General features: G+C 62.2%; 24 protein-coding genes, 1 pseudogene and 2 riboswitches. Of the genes and pseudogenes, 14 read left to right on the top strand and 11 right to left on the bottom strand.

From position 1 onward, the window contains the following. The first annotated feature begins 48 nt into the window (after positions 1-48). Both C1896_18695 and ribD read left to right on the top strand, forming a co-directional pair. Positions 49-516 (top strand): transcriptional regulator NrdR, encoded by a 468-nt coding sequence (locus tag C1896_18695; protein AZZ46761.1) that lies wholly within the window; start codon positions 49-51, stop codon positions 514-516. After that, positions 513-1,622 (top strand): bifunctional diaminohydroxyphosphoribosylaminopyrimidine deaminase/5-amino-6-(5-phosphoribosylamino)uracil reductase RibD, encoded by a 1,110-nt coding sequence (gene ribD / locus C1896_18690; protein AZZ46760.1) that lies wholly within the window; start codon positions 513-515, stop codon positions 1,620-1,622. Before C1896_18695 ends, ribD begins: the two co-directional genes overlap by 4 nt. Positions 1,623-1,637: 15 nt before the next feature. On the opposite strand, the gene C1896_18685 is transcribed toward ribD, so the two are convergent. After that, the gene (locus C1896_18685; protein ID AZZ47735.1) at positions 1,638-2,102 is read right to left on the bottom strand and encodes a GNAT family N-acetyltransferase; all 465 of its coding nucleotides are present in this window, start codon (positions 2,100-2,102) and stop codon (positions 1,638-1,640) included. 138 nt (positions 2,103-2,240) lie between these two features. Then, complete coding sequence (locus C1896_18680) at positions 2,241-2,990, bottom strand: hypothetical protein (GenBank protein ID AZZ46759.1); 750 nt, start codon at positions 2,988-2,990, stop codon at positions 2,241-2,243. Between the two features lie 357 nt (positions 2,991-3,347). Further along, positions 3,348-3,508: riboswitch (FMN riboswitch) on the top strand. A gap of 119 nt (positions 3,509-3,627) precedes the next feature. Here C1896_18680 and C1896_18675 point away from each other — a divergent pair. The 10 genes from C1896_18675 to C1896_18630 all read left to right on the top strand — a co-directional run bounded on the left by C1896_18675 (position 3,628) and on the right by C1896_18630 (position 10,621). Continuing rightward, positions 3,628-4,290 (top strand): riboflavin synthase, encoded by a 663-nt coding sequence (locus C1896_18675; GenBank protein ID AZZ46758.1) that lies wholly within the window; start codon positions 3,628-3,630, stop codon positions 4,288-4,290. 11 nt (positions 4,291-4,301) lie between these two features. After that, a complete protein-coding gene (gene ribB, locus C1896_18670; protein AZZ46757.1) occupies positions 4,302-5,381 on the top strand; it encodes a 3,4-dihydroxy-2-butanone-4-phosphate synthase in 1,080 nt (359 codons plus the stop codon). 64 nt (positions 5,382-5,445) lie between these two features. Beyond that, entirely contained in the window at positions 5,446-5,922 is a 477-nt protein-coding gene (locus C1896_18665) for a 6,7-dimethyl-8-ribityllumazine synthase (GenBank protein AZZ46756.1), read from the top strand. Further along, positions 5,919-6,404 carry a transcription antitermination factor NusB gene (locus C1896_18660; GenBank protein ID AZZ46755.1) on the top strand — a complete coding sequence of 162 codons (486 nt, stop codon included), beginning with the start codon at positions 5,919-5,921 and terminating at the stop codon, positions 6,402-6,404. Before C1896_18665 ends, C1896_18660 begins: the two co-directional genes overlap by 4 nt. A gap of 11 nt (positions 6,405-6,415) precedes the next feature. After that, positions 6,416-7,378 carry a thiamine-phosphate kinase gene (gene thiL, locus C1896_18655; GenBank protein AZZ46754.1) on the top strand — a complete coding sequence of 321 codons (963 nt, stop codon included), beginning with the start codon at positions 6,416-6,418 and terminating at the stop codon, positions 7,376-7,378. A 36-nt stretch (positions 7,379-7,414) separates the two neighbouring features. After that, complete coding sequence (locus tag C1896_18650; protein AZZ46753.1) at positions 7,415-7,915, top strand: phosphatidylglycerophosphatase A; 501 nt, start codon at positions 7,415-7,417, stop codon at positions 7,913-7,915. 95 nt (positions 7,916-8,010) lie between these two features. Beyond that, the gene (locus C1896_18645) at positions 8,011-8,658 is read left to right on the top strand and encodes a TIGR02281 family clan AA aspartic protease (protein AZZ47734.1); all 648 of its coding nucleotides are present in this window, start codon (positions 8,011-8,013) and stop codon (positions 8,656-8,658) included. 120 nt (positions 8,659-8,778) lie between these two features. Further along, positions 8,779-9,396 (top strand): GTP cyclohydrolase II, encoded by a 618-nt coding sequence (gene ribA, locus C1896_18640; GenBank protein ID AZZ46752.1) that lies wholly within the window; start codon positions 8,779-8,781, stop codon positions 9,394-9,396. Next, positions 9,393-9,812: a hypothetical protein gene (locus C1896_18635; GenBank protein AZZ46751.1), complete on the top strand. Its 420-nt coding sequence runs from the start codon at positions 9,393-9,395 to the stop codon at positions 9,810-9,812. The genes ribA and C1896_18635 overlap by 4 nt, the downstream gene beginning before the upstream one ends. Then, positions 9,809-10,621 (top strand): cobalamin-binding protein, encoded by an 813-nt coding sequence (locus C1896_18630; protein ID AZZ46750.1) that lies wholly within the window; start codon positions 9,809-9,811, stop codon positions 10,619-10,621. The genes C1896_18635 and C1896_18630 overlap by 4 nt, the downstream gene beginning before the upstream one ends. On the opposite strand, the pseudogene C1896_18625 reads toward C1896_18630, so the two are convergent. From C1896_18625 to cadR, 6 genes and pseudogenes are all read right to left on the bottom strand, one after another. Further along, a pseudogene (locus tag C1896_18625) lies at positions 10,618-12,461 on the bottom strand (TonB-dependent receptor). The gene C1896_18630 and the pseudogene C1896_18625 overlap by 4 nt on opposite strands. A 98-nt stretch (positions 12,462-12,559) precedes the next feature. Continuing rightward, positions 12,560-12,773: riboswitch (cobalamin riboswitch) on the bottom strand. A 258-nt stretch (positions 12,774-13,031) separates the two neighbouring features. Next, complete coding sequence (locus C1896_18620) at positions 13,032-14,933, bottom strand: 1-deoxy-D-xylulose-5-phosphate synthase (GenBank protein AZZ46749.1); 1,902 nt, start codon at positions 14,931-14,933, stop codon at positions 13,032-13,034. Between the two features lie 129 nt (positions 14,934-15,062). Further along, entirely contained in the window at positions 15,063-15,950 is an 888-nt protein-coding gene (locus tag C1896_18615; GenBank protein AZZ46748.1) for a geranyl transferase, read from the bottom strand. After that, a complete protein-coding gene (locus tag C1896_18610; GenBank protein ID AZZ46747.1) occupies positions 15,947-16,189 on the bottom strand; it encodes an exodeoxyribonuclease VII small subunit in 243 nt (80 codons plus the stop codon). The genes C1896_18615 and C1896_18610 overlap by 4 nt, the downstream gene beginning before the upstream one ends. An 82-nt stretch (positions 16,190-16,271) precedes the next feature. Further along, positions 16,272-17,057 carry a permease gene (locus C1896_18605; protein ID AZZ46746.1) on the bottom strand — a complete coding sequence of 262 codons (786 nt, stop codon included), beginning with the start codon at positions 17,055-17,057 and terminating at the stop codon, positions 16,272-16,274. A gap of 166 nt (positions 17,058-17,223) precedes the next feature. Continuing rightward, positions 17,224-17,649 (bottom strand): Cd(II)/Pb(II)-responsive transcriptional regulator, encoded by a 426-nt coding sequence (gene cadR, locus C1896_18600; GenBank protein AZZ47733.1) that lies wholly within the window; start codon positions 17,647-17,649, stop codon positions 17,224-17,226. 98 nt (positions 17,650-17,747) lie between these two features. Between cadR and C1896_18595 the strand changes: the two genes are divergently transcribed. After that, positions 17,748-18,365 carry a cation transporter gene (locus tag C1896_18595; GenBank protein ID AZZ46745.1) on the top strand — a complete coding sequence of 206 codons (618 nt, stop codon included), beginning with the start codon at positions 17,748-17,750 and terminating at the stop codon, positions 18,363-18,365. Between the two features lie 97 nt (positions 18,366-18,462). On the opposite strand, the gene C1896_18590 is transcribed toward C1896_18595, so the two are convergent. The 3 genes from C1896_18590 to C1896_18580 form a co-directional block, all read right to left on the bottom strand. Then, a complete protein-coding gene (locus tag C1896_18590) occupies positions 18,463-19,461 on the bottom strand; it encodes a short-chain dehydrogenase (GenBank protein AZZ46744.1) in 999 nt (332 codons plus the stop codon). A gap of 23 nt (positions 19,462-19,484) precedes the next feature. After that, positions 19,485-20,897 carry a dTDP-glucose 4,6-dehydratase gene (locus C1896_18585; protein ID AZZ46743.1) on the bottom strand — a complete coding sequence of 471 codons (1,413 nt, stop codon included), beginning with the start codon at positions 20,895-20,897 and terminating at the stop codon, positions 19,485-19,487. Between the two features lie 219 nt (positions 20,898-21,116). Then, positions 21,117-21,650 (bottom strand): ATP-dependent zinc protease, encoded by a 534-nt coding sequence (locus tag C1896_18580; protein ID AZZ46742.1) that lies wholly within the window; start codon positions 21,648-21,650, stop codon positions 21,117-21,119. A 282-nt stretch (positions 21,651-21,932) separates the two neighbouring features. Between C1896_18580 and C1896_18575 the strand changes: the two genes are divergently transcribed. Continuing rightward, positions 21,933-22,820 carry an Mn-containing catalase gene (locus C1896_18575; protein ID AZZ46741.1) on the top strand — a complete coding sequence of 296 codons (888 nt, stop codon included), beginning with the start codon at positions 21,933-21,935 and terminating at the stop codon, positions 22,818-22,820. Positions 22,821-22,845 lie beyond the last annotated feature (25 nt).

The raw sequence follows: 22,845 nt of genomic DNA, 5'->3' as shown, positions 1-22,845 counted from the left end.
GGCGGGATGCGCTACCATGGCTCTCCCGACGTCTGACAGCTCTAGCCCATGCATTGTCCCTTCTGTGGTGCACATGACACCAAAGTCATCGACTCGCGCCTCGTGGCCGAGGGTGATCAGGTGCGCCGTCGCCGTGAGTGCCTCGCCTGCGGCGAGCGTTTCACCACGTTTGAAACCGCCGAGCTGGTCATGCCGCGGCTGATCAAGCAGGACGGCAGCCGCCAGCCATTCGATGAAGAGAAATTGCGGGCCGGCATGCAACGCGCGCTGGAAAAGCGCCCGGTCAGCGTCGAGCGCCTCGAAGAAGCCATCGCCCACATCAAGCATCGCCTGCGCGCCACCGGCGAGCGCGAGATCAAATCACGCGTGCTCGGCGAGCTGGTGATGGTGGAGTTGCAGAAGCTCGATGAGGTCGCCTATATCCGCTTCGCCTCGGTTTATCGCCGTTTTCAGGATCTCAACGAGTTCCGCGAGGAAATCGAGCGCCTGTCACGCGAGCCTGCAAAAACCGAATGAGCACCAAGGATCACGCCTGGATGGCCCTGGCGCTGCAGCTGGCGCGCAAAGGGCTGTATTCCACGCATCCCAACCCACGGGTCGGCTGCGTCATCGTCAAGGATGGCGAACTCATCGGCGAGGGCTGGCATGAGCGTGCTGGCGAACCGCATGCCGAAGTTCATGCCCTTCGACAGGCCGGCGACCGCGCCCGCGGTGCCACTGCCTACGTCACCCTTGAGCCCTGCAGCCACCATGGCCGGACGCCGCCTTGTGCCGAAGCCTTGGTCAACGCCGGCGTTGGTCGTGTCGTCGCGGCCATGCAGGATCCGAATCCGCAGGTCGCTGGGCGTGGTCTCGAGCGCTTGCGCAGCGCCGGCATCGAAGTGGCTAGCGGGGTGCTGGAGGCGGATGCCCGCGCGCTGAATGTCGGTTTCATCAAGCGCATGGAAACCGGCCTGCCTTATCTGCGAGCGAAACTCGCCATGAGTCTGGATGGCCGTACCGCCATGGCCAGCGGCGAAAGCCAGTGGATCACCGGGCCCGCTGCCCGAGCCGAGGTCCAGCGGCTGCGTGCGCAATCGAGCGTGGTGTTGACTGGCGCCGATACGGTACTCATGGATAACGCCAGGCTGACCGTGCGTGAGTCAGAGCTAGGGCTCGATGCTGAAATGACCTCGCTGGCCATGCAGCGTCCACCGTTACGGGTGCTGGTGGATGGGCAGCTGCGCGTACCGCTGGGCGCACCGTTCTTCCAGGCAGGCCCTGCGCTAGTGGCAAATACCCGTGCTGATCAGGCCGCGGTTTATCAGGCCGCGGGCCACGGCTTTCTGACGTTGATAGGCGATGCGGGGCGTGTGGACCTGCAGGGTCTGCTACGCGAGCTCGCAGACCGTGGCGCCAACGAGGTGCTGCTCGAGGCGGGTCCGCGGCTGGCTGGCGCCTTTGCCGCATTGGGTTTGATCGACGAGTACCAGCTGTTCGTCGCGGCCAAGTTCCTGGGGTCGTCGGCCCGACCGCTGATTGACCTGCCTCTAGAGCGTATGAGCGAAGCACGCGAGCTACAGATAAAGGATATCCGGGCCGTTGGCGAAGACTGGAAAGTCATCGCCGTACCGGCGAACTAACGCACGATCCGGCCGTTATTCGATGCCAACTTGCTGGTCATATAACGTGAATCCGCGAGCCTGGTAGTTCTGCAGCGCGCTTGGATGATCGAGGGTACAAGTGTGGACCCAGACGCGCCGCGTCCCGGGCCATTCCCATGCACTTGTGATCGCATGGCTCAGCAAGCCGCCTCCAAATCCTCGGCCGAAGAAGCCGCTTTCCAGCCCGAAATAGAGTATCTCGACGTCGTCAGCGCTACGGCGCAATTCGTAATAGCCAGCGATGGCGCCGCGGTGGTAGGCCACCCAGGTGCGGAGATCGGGACTTTCAATTTCCCGCTGCCAGGCTTCGTCGGACTGATCGAGTCGCTCGGTCCATTGCCAAGGGCCGCCGATCAGGCGGTAGAGAAACTGATTGAACCGGAACTGCTTGATCTCGCATTCGCTGACCAGCAAGTCCTGCGGGACGGGTTTGGCCCGTAGCTGCGAAGGCGCGGTCATCTCGAGGAAATACGTCACCGTTTGATCAGTCAATGTGAAATCTCGTTGGCAAACACCGGGCCGTACAGCATACGCGATGGGCTCGCGATTGCTGTGCCGCAGGTGAACCTAGTCGCTGAGATCACGCTTGTCGGGCGGTTAGTTCACCGGCTTCAGCCCGTTGTGATCGAGCTTGGCTTTTCGCTTGTTGGTGCCCAGCAGGTGCCGTGAGACCAGGCTTTCATGATGCGGATTGCCGAAGTGAAACAGCGCCGTGGCGCGCAGCAACGCGGGATCGCATTCATCATTCGCGTGCAGGCTTCGGTAACCCGAGAACAGGTAGAGGTTGCCCGGCTCCAGCTTCAGGCGAATCGGCTTGAGCCAGCCGCGTCGCACCGCAAAAGCGACCAGCTTCTGGCTGGCGGTATTATGCAGCACGGCCTTTTCGATGACGTTGCGCAGGGCGTTGAAGCGGATGCGCCGCACACTGGGAAAGATGATCAGGTCGCCGCAGTGCTCGCCTTCCGTCGGGATATACAACGGCAGTAGTGCCGTGACCGCCGTGGCGTCGAAGTGATAGAAGTGCGATTGCTTGAGCCCGCTGCGCCCCTGGAGACAGCGAATGACGGGAAAGATCTGCTCCGTTACGGCCGGCTCCCGGCCCGTCTGGAGTCGATAGAGTTCTGTCAGTGTCTCCTTGAACGGCTGCGACAGCGCCAGCCCTGCGATCAGGCTGCCGCCCAACGCCTCGATGCCATGAATGGCGAAATATTCGTGGTCATGGCTGGCCGCTTGCTGGTTGATGAAGGCGCGGCCCAGTTCAAGTTGCTCGGGCGAAATGTAGTGCTCAATGACCGTGTAGCCCTTGCGGTCGATCTCGGCAGCGTATGCCGCTGCCGACGGTTCCATAGCCGTAACCTCTGACATACCCAATCCCTCGTGGCACATGTGAAGGTTCGGAGCGTTCGTCCTGATCGTGTCCTGATCTGCGCGGAGGATCGGCATAGTGCGAGCGGATCCTGGCTCGGCGTGTCGGTACGAAGAATGCTGGAGTGACGTTCCTTCCTGATCGTCTTGCGTTGCATCGGGTGCGGCTGGCGGCGTCTATGCGCGATCGCCCGCTGCGATGCGTATGGACAAACAAGCGCAGCGGTAGTTGCGCTTGTTTGTCTGGAATTTTTACTGGCTGGGCTTGAGGTCAAACGGTCGTTTGTCGGCTGCAGAACCGGCGCAACTGTGGTAAAAACTGCGCCGGGCCTTAGCGGCCCACGTTCTCAGGGCGGGGTGAGATTCCCCACCGGCGGTAATAACGATGCGGTTGGCCGTGCTGACGATCGTTTAGCCCGCGAGCGCTTGTCTCCGACAAGGTCAGCAGACCCGGTGTGATTCCGGGGCCGACGGTATAGTCCGGATGAGAGAGAGCGGGATGCCTCGACGGGCGCCTTTCGTGCGCGCGTCCACTCCCTATCGATCTGCAGCGCCCTGTTTTATCCAAAACAGGAGTTCGTCATATGCATCGTTTCAACAGCCTTCCACGGGAGGCCGTATGTTCACAGGAATAATCGAATCCATCGGGACCATTGGTGCCATGACGCCGAAGGGTGGCGACGTTCGCGTGCTGGTCGAGACCGGCAAGCTGGATCTGGCGGACGTCAAGCTGGGCGACAGCATCGCGGTTAACGGCGTTTGCCTGACCGCGGTCGAGCTGCCGGGCAACGGCTTCTGGGCCGATGTCAGCCGCGAGACGCTGGCACGCACCGCGTTCGTCGATCTCAAGCCTGGTAGCCGCGTGAATCTGGAGAAGGCGCTGATGCCGACCAGCCGTCTCGGCGGGCATCTGGTCAGCGGGCACGTCGATGGCGTGGGCGAGGTGGTGGCGCGTGAGGAAAACGCCCGCGCCGTGCAGTTCCGCATCCGCGCGCCCCGCGAGTTGGCCAAGTACATCGCGCTCAAGGGTTCGATCACGGTGGATGGCACCAGCCTGACGGTCAATGCGGTCAACGGTACGGAGTTCGAGCTGACTATCGTCCCGCACACCCTGGCCGAGACCATCATGGTCGACTACCGCCCCGGGCGGAAGGTGAATCTGGAAGTGGACCTCTTGGCTCGCTATCTGGAGCGCCTGCTGATGGGCGACAAGGCCGCTGAACCGAATGCCTCGGGCCTGACCGAAAGCTTCCTGGCCGAACACGGCTATCTGAACAAGTAAGGATTGGCCACATGGCTCTGAACACTGCTGAAGAACTGATCGAAGACATCCGCGCCGGCAAGATGGTCATCCTCATGGATGACGAGGACCGTGAGAATGAGGGCGACATCATCGTCGCCTCCGAATGCGTGACCGCCGAGCACATCAACTTCATGGCCCGTTTCGCCCGTGGCCTGATTTGCATGCCAATGACCCGCGAGCGCTGCGAAACCCTGCAGCTGCCGCTGATGGCGCCGCGTAATGGCTCCGGCTTTGGCACCAAGTTCACCGTCTCCATCGAAGCTGCCGAAGGTGTGACCACCGGCATTTCCGCCGCCGACCGTGCGCGGACGGTGCAGGCTGCCGTAGCCCGCGGTGCGAAAGCCGAAGACATCGTCAGCCCTGGGCACATCTTCCCGCTGATGGCGCAGCCAGGCGGCGTTCTGGCGCGTGCTGGTCACACCGAGGCGGCTTGCGATCTGGCGCGCATGGCTGGATTTGAGGCCAGCGGCGTCATCTGCGAAATCATGAACGACGACGGCACCATGGCACGTCGTCCAGAGCTCGAAGTCTTCGCCGAACAGCACGGTTTGAAGATCGGAACCATCGCCGATCTGATCCACTACCGGATGATCCATGAGCGCACCGTCGAGCGCGTCTCCGAGCAGCCGCTGGATACCGAGCTGGGGCAGTTCAAGCTGGTCACCTACCGTGACGACGTGGAAGACACGGTGCACATGGCGCTGACCCGCGGTGAGATTTCCCCGGAAGAGGCCACGCTGGTTCGCGTGCACAACATGGAGCCACTGCGCGATCTGCTGCTGGTCACCGTGCCGGGGCGTTGGAGCCTGCGCGCGGCAATGAGCGAAGTGGCCAAAGCCGGTAGTGGAGTAGTGCTGCTACTGGGCAATCCGCTGACCGGCACGCAGTTGCTGGCGCAGCTCAACCGCCAGCAGTCGCCAAGCCCGGCCACCTACAGCACCGTCGGTGCTGGTTCGCAGATTCTTCGCGACCTTGGCGTGCGCAAGATGCGCCTGATGAGTTCGCCAATGAAGTTCAACGCGATATCCGGCTTCGACCTGGAAGTTGTAGAATACCTGCCTGCCGAATAAATGATGTCAGGGCGCCGCGATGCAACGCGGCGCCTTCGTTCTTTAAAGAGATGAGAAACCACCTATGACACTGAAGACCATCGAAGGTACCTTCATCGCCCCGCAGGGCAAGTTCGCCCTGGTTGTTGGCCGCTTCAACAGCTTCGTCGTCGAAAGCCTGGTGAGCGGCGCCGTCGATGCGCTGGTGCGCCACGGCATCGCCGAAGATGCCATTACCATCATCCGTGCGCCGGGTGCCTTCGAGATTCCGCTGGTCGCACAGAAAGTTGCCCAGCAGGGCGAGTACGACGCGATCATCGCCCTCGGCGCGGTCATCCGTGGTGGTACCCCGCATTTCGAATACGTGGCTGGCGAATGCACCAAGGGCCTGTCGCAGGTTTCCATGGAGTTCGGTGTGCCGGTTGCGTTCGGCGTTCTGACTGTTGATTCCATCGAGCAGGCCATCGAGCGCTCCGGCACCAAGGCCGGCAACAAGGGCGCCGAAGCTGCACTGTCCGCGCTTGAAATGGTGAGTCTGCTGGCGCAGCTGGAGGCCAAGTGAGCCTTAATCACGACGACAGTCAGGACACCCCGCAGCCCAAGGCCAAGGGCAAGATCGCGACGCGCCGTGTCGCGCGCAGCCTGGGAATGCAGGCCCTGTATCAGTGGCACATGGCAGGTCAGAGCCTGAATGAAATCGAGGCGCAGTTTCGCGTCGACAATGATTTCTCAGGCGTCGATGGCAACTACTTCCATGAGCTGCTGACCGGCGTGGCGCGTGCCAAGACTGAAGTCGACGGTGCCATCGTGCCGCATCTGGATCGTCCGCTTGAAGAGCTGGATCCCGTTGAACTGGCTGTTCTGCGCCTGTCCACCTACGAGCTGATGCATCGTATCGACGTACCCTACCGGGTGGTGATCAACGAAGGCATCGAGCTGGCCAAGGTGTTCGGCGCCACTGACGGGCACAAGTTCGTCAATGGTGTGCTGGACAAGCTGGCGCCGATCCTTCGCAGTGCCGAGGTCGGCGCTTACAAGCGCTGAACCTGATCTGCCTGATGGGTGAGTTCGAGCTGATCCGCCACTACTTCGCCGCCGCCGCTTGTGCCAGGGTTGGCGGCGATGTCGTTTTAGGGATTGGCGATGACTGTGCGTTGCTCGCTGTTCCGCCCGGCGAACAGTTGGCAGTCTCTACCGACTCGCTGACGGCTGGGGTGCACTTCCCCGATCCGTGCGATCCATACTCACTCGGTCAGCGCGCGTTGGCCGTTTCCACCAGCGATCTCGCCGGCATGGGCGCCACGCCCATCGGGTTTACGCTGGCGCTGACGCTTCCCTCTGTCGATTCCAATTGGCTGGCCGAATTTGCCCGTGGCCTTGACGCGATGGCGGCTGGCTGCGACATGCGTTTGATCGGCGGCGACACCACGCGCGGCCCGCTGAGCATGACGCTGACGGTATTTGGGCGCGTGCCGGCAGGCGAGGCGTTGTTGCGCAGCGGTGCGCAACCCGGTGATCTGCTCTGTGTTGGCGGAGCCCTCGGCGATGCAGCCGGGGCTTTACCAATCGTGCTTGGCGAGCGGGAGGCGGATACCGTCGAGGCGGCAGCGCTGCTAAGGCACTACTGGTCGCCGCAACCCCAGCTCGCGCTCGGCCAGGCGTTGCGTGGCAAGGCAACCGCGGCGTTGGATATCTCCGATGGCTTGTTGGCCGACTGCAACCATATAGCCACCGCATCCTCTGTTTCGCTGGTAATCGAGCAAGCCTGGGTGCCGCTGTCGGATTCGCTGGTGCGTTTCGCCGGGACTGAGCAGGCCCTGCAATGCGCCTTGGGGGGAGGAGACGACTATCTCCTAGCGTTTACCTTGCCGGCCGATGCGTTACCGACCATGCAGTCCGAAGGGTGGCCAGTTCACGTCATTGGCCATGTGGAGGTGGGAGAGGGCGTTCGGTTGGTTGATGCTGATGGGAGGTCTGTGGGCATCGGCCATCTAGGCTACAACCACTTCACCAGCTGAGCCGCCGACGCTCGAACTAACAATGAGGACAACCGTTTGACCGATTCTCTGCAGCCTGCCGCCGAACCGATCCCGCATTCGGTGTGGAGCAATCCATGGCACAACCTGGCCTTTGGTTTCGGCTCCGGCACCTTGCCGAAAGCGCCGGGCACCTGGGGCTCTCTGGTAGCGCTGGCCTTCGTGCCGCTGTGGCAGATGCTGCCGGGCTGGGGATACGGCGCGCTCATCGTGGCGAGCATGCTGTTCGGTATCTGGCTGTGCGGCAAGGTCGCCCAGGATCTGGGCGTGCACGACCATGAAGGCATCGTCTGGGACGAGTTTGCCGGCATCTGGATTACCTTCTGGCTGGTGCCTGCGGGCTGGTACTGGCTGCTGCTCGGGTTCGTCGTGTTCCGTCTGCTGGATATCCTCAAACCGTGGCCGATCAGCTGGGTAGATCGGCAGGTCCATGGTGGGCTGGGGATCATGCTTGATGACATCCTCGCCGGATTTGCCGCTTGCGGTTTGATGCACATAGCGGTGAGCTTGTTAGGCTGATCGTCTCGGAGGCTTGGGCTGTGCGTCGGATCGCTGCAATGCCGGAAGGGCTCGTGAAACAATGCGACCTGTCCTGTTTCAAAAGGCCGCCACTGATGCGCCTCGTTTCTTTACTGCTTGTCTCCACGCTGTCGCTCCTCTCGCTGGCTGTCACAGCTGCACCTCGTGTGCAGGTGGTCGGCCTGTTTCCTGGCGCTGCTGTGTTGAACGTCGACGGCCAGCGCAAGCTCGTACGGGTCGGTCAGGTAGGGCCGGCCGGTGTAGAGGTAATAAGCGCTGATTCGAAAAGCGCGGTTCTGCGGGTGGAGGGCGTCGAGCGCAGCTATGGTCTCTCTCGCGAACTGAGCTCAGGGTTTGCCGAGCCTGATCGCCGGCAGCTGAGCATCGCTCAGGGGCAAGGCGGTCACTACTGGATCGCCGGCTCGATCAATGGTCAACCCGTGCAGTTTCTCGTCGACACCGGCGCCACGTCGGTAGCGATCAATGAGATTCAGGCGCGGCGCCTGGGAATCGATTACCGGGTTGATGGCCGGCAGATCGTCGTCGGCACAGCAAGCGGTACGGCCAAGGCCTGGCGGGTCAACCTCAACAGTGTGAAGGTCGGCGCGATCGACGTGCTCGGGGTCGAGGCCGTCGTGGTGGAAGGCGGCTCACCTACGGACGCCCTGCTTGGCATGAGCTTTCTCAGTCGAGTCAGCTGGCGTGAGGATCAGGGCGTACTAAAGCTCGAATCCAAAATCTAGACCTGGCCCTTCGCTACGCAGTCTTGGCGGTATCGCTTCGTTGGCTGCCGATCTTCCGATACAGCTTGCTGCAGCACTGCTGTTACAATATCCGCTTTTCCGCTTTCTGGAGTCTCTCCGGTGTCAGTCGTGTTCGTCGCCGCTTCCAAACTGCCGACGCCGTTCGGTGTGTTCACCATGCATGGTTTTCTCGATCAGGACACTGGCAAGGAACATGTCGTACTGACTCTGGGCGATGTCGCGGACGGCAAGCCTGTTCTGGGCCGCCTGCATTCCGAGTGCCTCACCGGTGATGCCCTGTTCAGCCTACGCTGCGATTGTGGCTTTCAGCTCGAAGCTGCGCTGCGCGCGATCTCCGAAGAGGGCCGTGGGGCGCTGCTGTATCTACGCCAGGAAGGTCGTGGCATTGGTCTGTTGAACAAGATCCGCGCCTACGAGCTTCAGGATGCTGGCGCTGACACGGTGGAAGCCAACGAGCGCCTCGGCTTTGCGCCGGACATGCGTGACTACGCGATCTGCCTCCCCATGCTCGAACACCTGGGCATCGCCGAAATCAAGCTGATGACCAACAACCCGCGCAAGGTGAAGGCCCTGCAAGGCTTCGGCATACGCGTCGCCCAGCGCATGCCTTTGGAAATCGCACACAACCCGCACAACGAAAAATACCTCGCCACCAAGGCCGGAAAACTTGGCCACATGCTAGGCGAGATCCATCAGGGCGAAGCCGAGCAGTCGTGAATCGCGCTCCCGCCCGGCGCCAGCTGTCGCTCGATGGCTGGTTCTATCTGCTACTCATCGTTGTGCCTGTGCTCGTTGTCCGCCAGTTTCCACAGGTGGCAGGCCGCTTCGGCGAGCATTTGGCGTTGCCACTGTTCATTGGCGGTCTTGTCCTGTTGTTTCTCAATTTGCCCCGATTCAGTGCCTATAAGCACGCCTTGATCGCCACTGAAAAGGATCTCGGCACGGATGCTGAGGCATTGGCCTGGTCGAGGCTGCGTAGCGTCCGGCTGCGGGCTTTGCGAACCGCCGCGTTGCCGGCGTGGCTGGGGGCGATAGGCGTGCCACTCGGACTTGAACCGGTTGCCCAGTTGCTGCTGGTCTGTGGCAGCCTGGCGCTGCTGGTGCTCTACCGCCTGCCGCGTCAACTGCAATGACCAGAGTGCTGGCTCTGTTGCTGGCACTGTCAGCATCGCCCTGGCTGGGTGCTGCCGAGCGAGTCGTCAGCCTAGCCCCTTCGCTCAGCGAAATCATGCTGGAACTGGATGCCAAGGCGCTACTCGTGGGCGTGCTTGACGGCGGTGAGCGACCTGCATCGCTGGAGGCGATACCTTCAGTGGGCCGAATGGGTCAGCTGGAAATGGAAAGCCTGCTGGCCCTTCAGCCAACGCTGGTATTGCTCTGGCCGGACAGCATCAGCCGTGCGCAGCGCGACCAGCTCACGCAGTTCGGCATCCCGGTCCTCGTCGTACAGCCTGTATCCTTGGAACAACTGGCCGAGCAGTTTGCACGGGTTGGTCAGCGCATAGGCCGAGGCGAGCATGGGCGCGAACTTCAACGTCAGTTTTCCTTAGGCCTAGAGCAGCTTCGGCGTCGATACCACCGAGAGCAGCCGTTATCGGTGTTTTATCAGGTTTGGAATCGCCCCCTGTATACGCTCGGTGGACGCCAGATCGTCAGTGAGGCCATTGAGGTATGCGGTGGTCGTAACGTATTCGCCGATCTGCAACTGCCGGCGCCCCAGGTCAGCGTCGAGTCCGTGCTATCACGTAACCCGGACGTTATCCTGGCTGGCAGCGGTGCTCAGCTATCCGAATGGAATGCTTGGCCGCAGTTGGAAGCGGTGCGTAAGGGACAGCTGTGGGAAGTGCCCGACAAGGGGCTCGAGCGACCGAGCTTCCAGATGCTCGGGGCGATCCGGAAGCTCTGCGAGGTGATGGTGCAGGCGGCGCCCGCGCAGCCTTAGAGCGTCGGCGTCCAGGTCACGGCGAACAGCAGCGTGCGGCCGGTTTCACGATAGCCAAGATTCTCCCAGCTTGTTTCGGTGGGACGATCATAAGTGGCCAGTGCGTATTCTCGATCAAACAGGTTGTTGACCTTAGCCTCCCAACGCAGCTCCGGATGGCTTTGCCAGCCAGCGCGCAGATCAAGAACGCCATAGCCGGACAGCTCGCGGGTATTCGCGAGATTGTCGTAGCGGGCGCTGGAAACGTGCCAGCCGGCGCCAGCCGAAAGCGTATCGAAGGTGCGATCGAGGTCGATGCTCAGCGTACGCTTTGCCCGGCGCGCCAGGATATGACCGCTGTCCCGGTCGCGCGGGTCGATGATGCTGATACCGACACTCGCCTGCCAACCCAACAGTTCACGGGCCGCACTGGCTTCGAAACCGTTGATCCGCGCCTGGCTGACGTTTTCCGTCCGGGTACCACCCCAGGCAATCATGTCTTCGACATCGGTGCGATAAAGGGCGGCTTCCAGCTGGGTCTCGTCCATATCCGTGCGCCATTGCAATTCATAGGTCTTCGAGGTCTCCGGTTTGAGGTCCGGATTTGGGCCCCATAACGGCGGTCCGTAAAGATCGGAGAATGTCGGAGCGCGGAATCCTTCGCCGTAGCTCAGAGTCCAGCGCCGCGACTCGCCCGCTGGCAGGCTGAACGCCACGTTCCAGCTATTGTGGCTACCGAACTGCTGATTGTCGTCGTGACGCAGGCCAAGCTCCGTACCGAAGCGTTCGCCCTGGAAACTGTGCTGGGCGAAGAAAGCCAGGTTGTCGCGGCTGTCCTCTTGAAAGGCAGTCGCAGAATCAAGTTGGTCTTCATACCAGTCGGCGCCGACGCTCAGTTGCTGGCGTTCGCTCAGTTGCAGTCGATTGATCCAGGCCGCCGAATAACGCGTGGTTTCCAACAGGGTGTTGTTCCAAGCGCTGCCGGCACCGACTGCGTGATTGCGATCGAAGCTGCGACCCAGATCCAAGCGACTGTTCCAGATGTCCGTCAGCTGACCGTCCAGATAGCCGCTGTAGCTGCTGACGCGAAACTCGTCCTGTGGTGAGCCCGGCGCGAGCTCGTACGCATCGTCGTACTCGTTCTTGCCGCGCTGATCGTTGAAGCTCAGGCCGGCGTTCCAGTCTGCATCGAACTGGTGATCCAGCTTCAGGTGCAGCGCCTTGTTGCGCTGACCATCGTTGTCCCGATCGGCTCCGCGATTGTCCCGGGTGATATCGAAGCCTTCGCGCTCGTCCAGACTGGCACCGAGGTTGACGCGGGTCTGCAGAGTACCGCCAGACAGATTCAGGCTGCGCTGATAGGTGTTATTGCTGCCCGCGGCCAAGCGAACTTCGGGGTTCAGACCCGGCTCACCGCTACGGGTGAAGATCTGGATGACCCCCCAATGGCATCTGCACCGTAAAGCGACGAGCGTGGCCCCCGGATCACTTCGACACGGTCGATGTTCTCGATGGCCAGGTAGTCGAGGCGGGCGAAGCCGCTGGTGGCAGAAGCGATGCGCTGGCCGTCGACCAGTACAAGCGTTTGTGCGGTACCGGTGCCGCGCAGTGACAGCGACGGCAAGCCACCCGCGCTGCTTACCTGCACGCCGGGTACGCGGCGCAGCAGCTCGGGCACGCTGCGTGCCTGCAGTCGCTCGATATCGGCGCGGGTGAAGACAGTATTGGCGGCTGTGGCCTGGGCGCGGGGTTCGGCCTGGCGGGCAGAGGTAATGAGCATGCTTGGCAGCTCCTGCACGGCAGCAAACACCGGCACGCCAGGCAGCAGCGCCACGGCGAGCGCAAGTTGGGACAGTTTCATCTTGGAATTCCTCAAAAGATCGATCGCAGACTTTTGAGAAGGGCAGGAACAAGCATGCAGTAGGCGGGACGCACGCTTGACGGTGCTGCCCTCCGCAACACCAGTCGAATCCGCCAGGCCGGTCTCCGGGCTTTCGACGCGCACCGCGCTCGCCTTCCCGTGCTGGGCACAGTGGCGGTTGAGCGGGCGGTGATCCTTGGATCACGGTCGATTACCGTTGCGGGGGCAGCGCCGGCCTTGCTCTTCGAGCGCACCGGCTTCCCGTTTAATGCGGACCTGGCGGTCGTGCACACCTGGGCGGATAGGAAATCGCGCGAACCTTACGGCCTGGGCTGGGGAAAGACAAGCGAATGAGCGACGCGACTCGGTGCATGGCTGCGGTAAACAGAGCTGATCGGTTGGGGGCTTAGGAAGCTCTCGGTCCGGGAGGGATTGATCCGCCCGGCCCAGCTACGGCAGCGTCGCGTGGATGATGTTCCATCGATCCCCCGAACACAGCGAAGATCGAGGTAAGGGATTCGACTCCGTATACCCAGGCCGCCTGGCTGTTGCCCGTGACGGCGCTGGATCCTACGGCTGAGTGTGCAGCCTTCCCAGTCGCGCTTTGACTGCCGCCTCAATACCGGCGGCGTCCAGTCCGCACTCCCTGATCATCTCGCTGGGTTTGGCATGTTCGACGTAGTAGTCAGGCAGGCCCAGCTGGAGGAGCGGTGTGCTCAGGTTTTGCGCGGCGAGGAACTCTCCGACCGCACTGCCGGCACCGCCCATGATGCTGTTCTCCTCGATGGTCACCAACAGCTCGTGGCTGTCGGCTATCTGGCGCACCAATGCCTCATCCAGGGGTTTGACGAAACGCATGTCGACGACTGTTGCGTTCAGGGTTTCGGCAACCTGCATGGCGTCCGGCAGTTGCACGCCAAACACCAGCAGCGCGACCTGCTTACCCTCGCGACGTACCACGCCCTTGCCGATTTCCAGCGGTTCGAGGCCCGGTTCGATCATTGCGTTCGGGCCGGTGCCGCGTGGATAACGCACCGCGGCGGGACCTTCGAAGTGGTAGCCAGTGGTGAGCATCCGGCGCATCTCGTTCTCGTCGCTCGGTGTCATTACCAGCATGCCGGGGATGCAGCGCAAATAGGCCAGGTCGAAGCTGCCCGCATGGGTCGGGCCGTCTTCGCCGACCAAACCGGCGCGGTCGATGGCGAACAGCACGTCGAGGTTCTGCACCGCGACGTCATGGATCAGCTGATCGTAGGCGCGTTGGAGGAAGGTCGAATAGATTGCCACGACCGGCTTGGCACCCTCGCAGGCCATGCCCGCAGCCAGCGTAACCGCATGCTGCTCGGCAATCGCGACGTCGAAATAGCGGTCCGGATAACGCTCGCTGAAATCGACCAGATCCGAGCCTTCCTTCATGGCCGGGGTGATGCCCATCAGGCGTGGGTCTGCCGCAGCCATATCGCACAGCCATTGGCCGAACACGTTGGAATACTTCGGGCCGCTGGGTTTCTTCGGCTTGACCGGGCCGCCGATGGGGTCGAGCTTGCTGATCGCGTGCCAGGTGATCGGGTCGACTTCCGCCGGGGCGAAGCCTTTGCCCTTTTTGGTGACTACATGCAGAAACTGCGGGCCGGAGAGGTCGCGCATGTTGCGCAGGGTGCCGATCAGCGTCGGCAGATCATGGCCGTCGATCGGGCCGATGTAGTTCCAGCCGAGTTCTTCGAACAGCGTGCCCGGGACCAGCATGCCCTTGGCGTACTCCTCGGTGCGGCGGGCGATTTCCCAGGCGCCGGGCAGGCGCGAGAGGACCTTTTTGCTGCCTTCGCGCATGCTCGAATAGGTGCGGCTGGAGAGAATCTTGGCCAGGTAGTTGGACAGTCCGCCAACGTTGCGCGAGATCGACATGTCGTTGTCGTTGAGCACCACGAGCATGTCCGCACCGACTTCCGGCGCATGGTTCAGCGCCTCGAAGGCCATCCCTGCCGTGAGCGCGCCGTCGCCGATGACCGCGATGGACTTGCGCTTCTTGCCCTGCGTGCGGGCGGCGATGGCCATGCCCAGTGCGGCGCTGATCGAGGTACTGGAGTGGCCGACGCCGAAGGTGTCGTACTCGCTCTCGCTACGGCGTGGGAAGGCGGCGAGGCCGTCCTTCTGGCGCAGGCTTTCCATGCGCTCGCGGCGCCCGGTGAGAATTTTGTGCGGATAGGCCTGATGACCGACATCCCAGACCAGGCGGTCTTTCGGGGTGTCATAGACGTAATGCAGGGCGATGGTCAGCTCGATCACGCCAAGGCCAGCACCGAAGTGCCCGCCGGTCCGGCCTACGCTGTAGAGGAGGTCCTGACGCAGCTCGTTGGCGAGTTCTTCGAGTTCCGCTTCGCCTAGCCGGCGCAGCTGCTCGGGCGTGGCCGCGCGATCTAGAACGGGCGTCGCAGGGCGGACCCGAGGAATCTCATGAAACGTCTTGGGCATCGGGCGAATCATTTTGGCTGAAAAAAGAGCCGCAGTTTACCCGATGGTTACAACGATAAGAACGTCTCAAGCATCAACGGTCGCCGTTATGCCGAACAGACGCAGCGCCGAGCAGTGGCGGTTCGCCGGTCAACTGCGGCGTTCCACGATGAAGCAGGCCAGCTGGCGCAGCGGCTCGGCGCTGGGCCCGAACGGGGCGACGGCCTCGAGCGCCAGGTCACGCAGCTCCAGCGCATAGGCCTTGGCGCTGTCCATGCCGAGCAGCGACGGGTAGGTGGGCTTGTCACGCGCGATATCGGCACCCTGGTGTTTGCCCAGCGTAGCGGTGTCGCTTTCCACATCGAGGATGTCGTCTTGTACCTGGAACGCCAGGCCCACCGCTTGAGCGTACTGCTGCAATGCTGCCAGTTTCTGCTCATCGGAACGGCCACTGGCGAGGGCGCCGAGACGTACGCTGACTTCGATCAGCGCGCCGGTCTTGTGACGGTGCATCAACTCCAGAGCGTTGCGGTCGAGCTTCAGTCCCACCGATCCCAGGTCGATCGCCTGGCCGCCGACCATGCCGGCCGGGCCTGCGGCACGTGCCAGGCTGGCCAGCATGTCCAGGCGCAGGGGTGGGTCGGATGGGTTGAGCGGGTCGCACGCAAGGGCTTCAAACGCGAGGCTCTGCAGGCCATCGCCGGCGAGAATCGCGCAGGCTTCGTCGAATGCCTTGTGGGTGGTGGGTTGGCCACGGCGCAGGTCATCGTCGTCCATGGCTGGCAGATCATCGTGCACCAGCGAATAGGCATGAATCAGTTCGACGGCACAGGCTGCGCCATCGGCCAGGGCAACGTCACCTTCGAGCGCTTCGCAGGCGGCGTAGACCAGCAGGGGACGGACGCGCTTGCCTCCGTTCATCACGCTGTAGCGCATGGCCTGGTAAAGACGGTCGAGTTGCGGACGAGGTGGGGAGAAGAGCGTGTCGAGGCAGTTGTCGACGCGTTGCTGGCAGCGTTTCTGGTAGTCGCCGATCATGCTTCGGAATCCGCCTCGAATGGCGCTTCCTGCAACTTGCCGTCACGCTCCAGAAGGATCTGCACTTTCTGTTCGGCCTGGCTCAGTGCTGCCTGGCAGTCACGGGTCAGACCGATGCCCTGCTCAAAGCAGGTCAGCGAGTCTTCCAGCGACAGCTCGCCGCTTTCCAGACGCTCGACCAGCTGCTGCAACTCGGCGAGGGATTGTTCGAAATCGAGGGCGACTTTCTTGCGGGCCATGGCGGAACCTGTTCTCTGCGGCTGCTCTGAAACGGGCGCGACACTAGCAGAGCTGGCCGGCATACGCCATAAGCCGAGCGGGCTAGAGGCCTGCCGGTGACGGCCAGTACATGGCCTGGAAGTAGTAAAGGGTCATGCTGCTGCCCACCAGGATCACGAACAGACGCAACCAGGTCGCGGGCAGTTTCTTGCTCAGCGCGCCGCCAGCGTAGCCGCCAAATGTGGTGCCCACCAGCAGGATCGCCAGCTCGTAGCCGCTCACCCGTCCGGCGATGACGAAGGTCGCTGTGGCGACGCTGTAGATCACCGCCGAGATCAGGTTTTTCAGCGCATTGGCGCGGACCAGCTGATGGCCTTCGATGGAAAACGCCGCCAGCTGCAGGATGCCCATGCCGGCCCCGAAATAGCCGCCGTAGATCGAGACCAGCGCGTGAGCGGCCAGCGATGTCGGGGCATGAGGCGGCACCGCGTTATTGTCCTTGCGGCGCGCCGCGAGCCAGCGACTCAACCAGGGACTGGCGGCGAACAGCGCGGTGGCGAGCAACAGCAGCCAGGGAATGAGCAGGCTGAAGACGTCATCGCCGCTGGCCAGCAGCAAAAGGCCGCCGAGCAAACCACCAATCAAGCCTGCCAGTAGCAGGGGGATCAGGTAGCGGCCAAGGGGGCGTAACGCCGAACGTGCGGCCCAGGCGCCGGCGAGGCTGGCGGGCCAGAGCGCAACCGCGTTGGTCGCGTTGGCGGTCACTGGCGGCAAGCCCGTGGCAAGCAACGCTGGAAACGAAAAGAAGGTACCGCCGCCTGCGAGTGCGTTCATGCCTCCCGCGGCAAATCCGGCAGCGATCAATAGCAGCATATCGAACAAGGGCATCGGAAAGGCTCGAGGCAAAAAGAGAGGAAGATTATCGCTGCCGCTGCGTTGCGCCAAGCACCTGCAATATCAGTCACCAGCGGTTAACGTCAGCCACATGCCAAGCCACGCGTTAGCGGAGCCGGGCGCGACGCCAAGTGTTGACCGGCGATTGTCAGGTCGACTGCTACGGCTGCGTGGTGCCGGCCTTGATAGCCGCTGGCGTACTGGTCAGCTCGTTGAGGATGCCGCAGCCATGCATGGCGCGATTGCCGGTGCAGCAGCTGCGTAGTTCCTGTAACTGACGCTCCAGGGCATGGAGGTTTTCCAGTCGCGTACGGACGCGTTCGAGCTGCTCGTCGATCAGGTGGTTGATGTCGCCGCAGCTGGCGTCCGGGTGATTGGAGAATTCAAGCAGCCGGCGAATATCAGCCAGCCCAATATCCAGTGCGCGGCAGTGGCGGATGAACGTCAGTTGCGCCAGCTGCCTGGAGGAATAGGATCGGTAGCCGTTGGAACCGCGCTCCGGGGCGGGCATCAAGCCGATCTTTTCGTAATAGCGAATGGTTTCGACATCGACGTTTGCCGCTGTGCTTAGCTCGCCTATGCGCATCATGGCCCCCTGGTGATGGACTGATGACAAAATGGATCTTGACCCTGGAGTTGCTCCAGGGTGTGCAATGGCTCCGAATATAGTTCAGGAGGCATTCCATGTCGTCGAGATGCTGTGATTCCGGTTGTTCAACCCCAGCGGTCAACCCGAGTTTTCGCAAGGCCCTTTGGGTCGCGCTGGCGATCAACCTGATCATGTTTGTCGTGGAGATCATCAGCGGGCTGCGTTCCGGCTCGGTTTCGCTGCTGGCCGATGCCATCGATTTCGCCGGCGACGCTGCCAACTACGGCATCACCCTGGTGGTGCTGTCGATGGGGCTGGTCTGGCGCTCACGGGCTGCCATGGTCAAAGGCCTGACGATGCTGGCGTTCGGGGTGTTCGTGCTGGGCCGTGCGGGGTGGTCGGTATACGCCGATGTCGTTCCGGAACCGCTGACCATGGGCGTGATCGGCACGCTGGCGCTGATTGCCAACGTCGTCGTCGCGCTGATGCTTTACGCCTTCCGCGAAGGGGATTCGAACATGCGCTCGGTCTGGCTGTGCAGCCGCAACGACGCGATTGGCAACGTCGCTGTGATGATCGCCGCGGCAGGGGTCTTCGGAACTGGCTCTGCCTGGCCGGACCTTATCGTTGCATTGGTCATGGCGGGGCTTGCCTTGTCAGCAGGCTTCTCGGTCGTCCGTCAGGCCCGGCAGGAGCTGTCCTCGCATCGTTAACGGCCGTTTGGGCGGTGCACTGTGATCTGATTGGCGACGGTCGAGGCGGCGAAAGGCGCACGTCTCGTTCGGGCTCGCCATACAGACAAGACGGCCGCTAACTGGCAACGGCGGCCACCACCGCGACCACGATCACTGCGGTGACCGCCAGGCCTCCTGCAGCCAGCTTTCCGACGGTTTCCGAGCTCAGCCCGAGGGCTTTGTCTTTCATCTGTTTGCCGAACCGACCTTCGATGCGATGCAGGCCTTCGACCGGCTGGAACAGGTTGTCGGGTTGTTCATCACTGGCCGGCTCGTCGGTCATCTGGCCGCTCCAGGCCTGTTTGGCCATCATCCGGTCGAGCAGGCCGGGCATGAACATGTTGCCGATGATCGCCTGGAGTGAAGCACGCCCCAGCCAGAGCTCGCGCGGGGCATCGGTGGCTGCGCGCAGGATGGCGCGCGCGGCCACCTCAGGCGTGTGAATGGGGGGAACCGGCTGGGGGCGCTTGTTCATCTTGTTGCGCGACCAGTCGAACTGCGGCGTGTTGTGCGCCGGAAGCTGGACCATGGTCAGGCGGATTCGGCTGTTGGTATGAATCAGTTCGCAGCGTAGCGAATCGGTGAAGCCCCTGATCGCGAACTTGGCTGCGCAGTATGCCGATTGAAGCGGAATCGCGCGGTACGACAGCGCCGATCCGACCTGCACGATGGTGCCGCGGTTGCGCGTCTCCATGTGGCGCAGCGCAGCCAGCGTGCCATGCACGAACCCCAGGTAGGTGACGTCGGTGACGCGTTTGAACTCCGCAGCACTGAGTTTGTTGACCGGCCCGAACACTGTCGCCATGGCGGCGTTGACCCAGATTTCGATTGGCCCCAGCTCCGCCTCGATCCGCTCGGCGGCGCGATCGACGGCTTCGGCATCGGCGACATCGGCGGAGATCGCCAGCACCTTCGCCCCGTTCGCTTCCAGTTCTTTGCGCGTGTCGGACAGGCCCTGTTCACCGCGTGCGATCACCGCCACGCGAAAGCCCGCCCGCGCGAACGCATGGGCGGTTGCGCGGCCTACGCCAGCGGTGCCTCCACAGATCACGGCAGTCTGTTCGCGGTCGCTCATCTAAAAGCTCCTGTCTTGATGGGTTAGCGCAGAAGCGCGTTCCAGCCCGCATAGCGGTGGCGGATCGGTCCGCGTGGCAGGCTCAGGCCGATCACCAGCACGCCGGCGATCAGGCTGCCGATGGTTGCCGCGAACCCGGCCCCCTCGAGGAACGAAGGGGCGGCGATCAGCCAGGCGCCGATCGGCAGGTTGAGAAAGCGCAGCGGGCGTGCCACTTCGGCGAAGGCCAGCACCGAGACGGTGATCAACAGCGAGCCCATCAGATGGTCGCTGTTGGCCATGGCACCCTCGGTACCGAAGATCAGGCGTGTGCACATCAGCCAGACGCCGAGGATACAAAGCAACGCGAGGCCCCACGGCAGGTTCACGCCGCGCAGCCCCTTCAGGGTCATGGACGACAGGCTACCGTCGAACTCGGGTGTGTTGTCCTCCCGCGCACCCTCCATCGCATCGCCCTGCCAGAAGGTTTTCCAGAAGGGTTTGCCGCGCTGGCGTGCGTCCTTAAGGAACTGCCCCATAGCCACCAGCTCGTCCAGGGCGTAGGGCATCATCACCAGCATGGCCAGTGCCTGGATCAGGCAGAGGGTGCACCAGGTGTCGATGAAGATCGGCTGCGCAATGATGAAGAAGATACTCACCGCGCCTAGCGGCACTACCACCACGCCGAATGCGGCGACCATCCAGGGCATGGTTCGCCAGCGTCGTGCATCGCCCATCACCGCCATCAGCAGCTCGATCATGTAGGCCATGACGCCGACACCGGCGTCCGATACCGGCCAGGCGCGGGACATGTCAGAGGTGATGATGGTTTCGGTGCCGTTGGGCTGCGTACCGAAGAAGGGGTCCCAGGCATTGGCCGTATGCCCCAGCTGGTAACCGGCCAGATAGCGAGCCAGCAAAATGCCGATCACCGCAAGCAAGGCGATGGGCAACCGCTGCATCCAAGTGGAGGGGTTGTAGTCCCAGCCTGGCGGCACGGCGGCTTTCTGCATCATGCCGCTCATGCTCATGCCGGGCATCATCGGCACCAGCGTCGAAAAGGCGATCACCAACCCGCCCACCAGAAGGGCGTTGCCATAACTGGCGGGCGAGGGCGACCAGAACAGTAGCGGCGCGAACATCAGCCAGAGGCCCATGGCGGTATTCGCCCACTGCGCCCAGGCAATACGTTTCAGCGAGAGGACCGAGAACAATACGATCAAGGCGCCACTGACCACGTCGCTCCAGGTCATCAGCAGCGCGCGAGTGGCCACGTCCGGCAACTCGCGCTCGGTCGCCAATCGCGGCAAGTCGAGATCGGTTGGCGCTATGTTCAGGTAGCCAAAGATAAAGGGAGCGCTGAGTACCCAGAAGCCCAGCAGCACATTGACGAAGTGACACCAGAGCGTGGCCAGGTGGCGGCGTTCCATCATTTGCATGTGTGCGTCCATGCCCATGTCAGATGGCATGGCGCCCTGTCTCAGGTATTCACCTTGATGCTCCACGAATCCCCCCGAGGCCGGATTGATCGATGTGCGCCCTGACGCGAACAAGGCGCTGGCGCTGCGGTTGCAGCGGCGACGCTGTTCAGTGGACCGGAGGGGGATTAGGGAGTTGCAACAAAATGAAACGGAGTGCGGACCGATGGCGATCCGCAGTGCTCGTGATTCTGCCGCTTAGGCGCCGGAACAGTTTGGTTCGGTCGTGAAGGTCTTGGATGAATCCACCAGGCCTACCTTTTCCAGGGTACGGCGACCGATCAGAACCGGGTAATTCATCTTGTCCCGGTCGTTCAGCGAGAACTGCTCTTCGTACATCTGGTTGCCCAGACAGACCTTCATCAGTACCACCGGACGTTCTTCAGCACCGCCGGCGCCACGCACCTTGATGTCGCGCACCATCTTGCGCTCCAGGCGGGTTCTGACGTCTTTGTCTGTATCCACATCCTCCAGCTCGACTGTGAAGCGCACCCATTCGTCGCCATCTTTTTCAAAACGGTCGATATTTTCGGCGTGCATGGAAGAGGTCAACGCGCCGGTGTCGAGCTTGAATTTCACCGCGACCTGCTCAGGAAGGATCAAGCCTTTCTCGACCCACCCGAGTACTTGCGGCGAGCTTGCAAGGGCTGTCCCGCTGACTACGGCAGTCAGCAGAGCGGCCAGGATTGACGGGGTATGGCTGGATAAACGGGAGCGTACCGGACGGCGCATCTGTCACCTCAGAAGTCAGCGAATGCTGTGGATTCCATAGAGTGCCATCGCCGACATCGGTTCAAGTTGACTGTTGCTCGAAGCGAAGCGGCGCGCGTAGACCTCGGTCGGTTGATGCTGACTCATTGGCAATAGCCATCGGCGTGATTGATAAAAACAATCGGACAGTTAGGTTTTTTTGGACTCCACCAGTAGGGCCGCTTGCATTCAATGCCGTCAGCGGCCCCATTTCACTAAAGGAGGTTGTTTCCAAGGGAAGTCATAAGAATCGAGAGGTGAACCATGTTCGTCCATAACAAACGACTTCAATACACCGTGCGTGTCGCTGCGCCCAATCCGGGCCTTGCAAACCTGATGCTCGAACAATTCGGCGGGCCCCAAGGCGAGTTGGCCGCTGCCATGCGTTACTTCGTCCAGGGTGTGTCCGAGGATGATCCGGGCCGCAAGGATATGCTCATGGACATCGCCACCGAGGAGCTCAGCCACCTCGAAGTCATCGGCTCCATCGTCGGTATGCTCAACAAGGGCGCCAAGGGCGAGCTGTCCGAAGGTGTCGAGAAGGAAGCGGATCTGTATCGCTCGCTGACCGGTGGTGGCAACGATTCGCATATCACTTCGTTGCTCTATGGCGGAGGCCCAGCCTTGACCAACTCTGCAGGTGTGCCCTGGACCGCAGCCTATGTCGACTCCATTGGCGAGCCGGCGGCGGACCTGCGTTCCAACATCGCAGCCGAGGCGCGCGCCAAGATTGTCTATGAGCGGCTCATCAACGTGACTGACGATCCAGGCATTAAAGACGCACTGAAATTCCTGATGACCCGGGAAATCGCGCATCAGAAATCGTTCGAGAAAGCGCTGCACGCCATCCAGCCCAATTTTCCTCAGGGCAAACTGCCGGGCGATCCGCAATTTGCCAACGTCTACTACAACCTGTCGCAAGGCGAAGGCGATCTGCGTGGACCCTGGAATCAGGGGCCGGAGTGGGAGTTCGTCGAAGATCCGCAACCGGCGGTGGACGGCGGCGATGGCAAGCCTTCGGTCGATCTGAGCAAGGCCCAGCAGAAAGTGGTCCAGCAGATGGCGGTGCGGACCCAGTCCGATGTCTCCGTTGACCCGCTGACCGGGGCTGACCTCGGTTCGGGCGCTGCGGTTAGCAAAGGCAAGTCTTGATCGACTAAGTACGCGGCCGATGGCG

This window comes from Pseudomonadaceae bacterium SI-3, from assembly GCA_004010935.1.
GTDB lineage: Bacteria > Pseudomonadota > Gammaproteobacteria > Pseudomonadales > Pseudomonadaceae > Stutzerimonas.
The sequence above is the reverse complement of the archived record's forward strand: the minus strand, read 5'-3'. Positions and strand labels throughout refer to the sequence as shown.

Excerpts from the sequence above, each read along its gene's own strand:
- C1896_18590 (AZZ46744.1), bottom strand. The coding sequence starts at position 19,461 with ATGAGCGACCGCGAACAGACTGCCGTGATCTGTGGAGGCACCGCTGGC.
- C1896_18645 (AZZ47734.1), top strand. The coding sequence starts at position 8,011 with ATGCGCCTCGTTTCTTTACTGCTTGTCTCCACGCTGTCGCTCCTCTCG.
- C1896_18580 (AZZ46742.1), bottom strand. The coding sequence starts at position 21,650 with ATGCGCCGTCCGGTACGCTCCCGTTTATCCAGCCATACCCCGTCAATC.
- C1896_18615 (AZZ46748.1), bottom strand. The coding sequence starts at position 15,950 with ATGATCGGCGACTACCAGAAACGCTGCCAGCAACGCGTCGACAACTGC.
- C1896_18680 (AZZ46759.1), bottom strand. The coding sequence starts at position 2,990 with ATGGAACCGTCGGCAGCGGCATACGCTGCCGAGATCGACCGCAAGGGC.
- C1896_18595 (AZZ46745.1), top strand. The coding sequence starts at position 17,748 with ATGTCGTCGAGATGCTGTGATTCCGGTTGTTCAACCCCAGCGGTCAAC.
- C1896_18575 (AZZ46741.1), top strand. The coding sequence starts at position 21,933 with ATGTTCGTCCATAACAAACGACTTCAATACACCGTGCGTGTCGCTGCG.
- C1896_18665 (AZZ46756.1), top strand. The coding sequence starts at position 5,446 with ATGACACTGAAGACCATCGAAGGTACCTTCATCGCCCCGCAGGGCAAG.
- C1896_18685 (AZZ47735.1), bottom strand. The coding sequence starts at position 2,102 with ATGACCGCGCCTTCGCAGCTACGGGCCAAACCCGTCCCGCAGGACTTG.
- C1896_18610 (AZZ46747.1), bottom strand. The coding sequence starts at position 16,189 with ATGGCCCGCAAGAAAGTCGCCCTCGATTTCGAACAATCCCTCGCCGAG.
- ribB (AZZ46757.1), top strand. The coding sequence starts at position 4,302 with ATGGCTCTGAACACTGCTGAAGAACTGATCGAAGACATCCGCGCCGGC.
- C1896_18620 (AZZ46749.1), bottom strand. The coding sequence starts at position 14,933 with ATGCCCAAGACGTTTCATGAGATTCCTCGGGTCCGCCCTGCGACGCCC.
- C1896_18630 (AZZ46750.1), top strand. The coding sequence starts at position 9,809 with ATGACCAGAGTGCTGGCTCTGTTGCTGGCACTGTCAGCATCGCCCTGG.
- ribD (AZZ46760.1), top strand. The coding sequence starts at position 513 with ATGAGCACCAAGGATCACGCCTGGATGGCCCTGGCGCTGCAGCTGGCG.
- C1896_18695 (AZZ46761.1), top strand. The coding sequence starts at position 49 with ATGCATTGTCCCTTCTGTGGTGCACATGACACCAAAGTCATCGACTCG.
- C1896_18585 (AZZ46743.1), bottom strand. The coding sequence starts at position 20,897 with ATGGGCATGGACGCACACATGCAAATGATGGAACGCCGCCACCTGGCC.
- C1896_18675 (AZZ46758.1), top strand. The coding sequence starts at position 3,628 with ATGTTCACAGGAATAATCGAATCCATCGGGACCATTGGTGCCATGACG.
- C1896_18605 (AZZ46746.1), bottom strand. The coding sequence starts at position 17,057 with ATGCCCTTGTTCGATATGCTGCTATTGATCGCTGCCGGATTTGCCGCG.
- cadR (AZZ47733.1), bottom strand. The coding sequence starts at position 17,649 with ATGCGCATAGGCGAGCTAAGCACAGCGGCAAACGTCGATGTCGAAACC.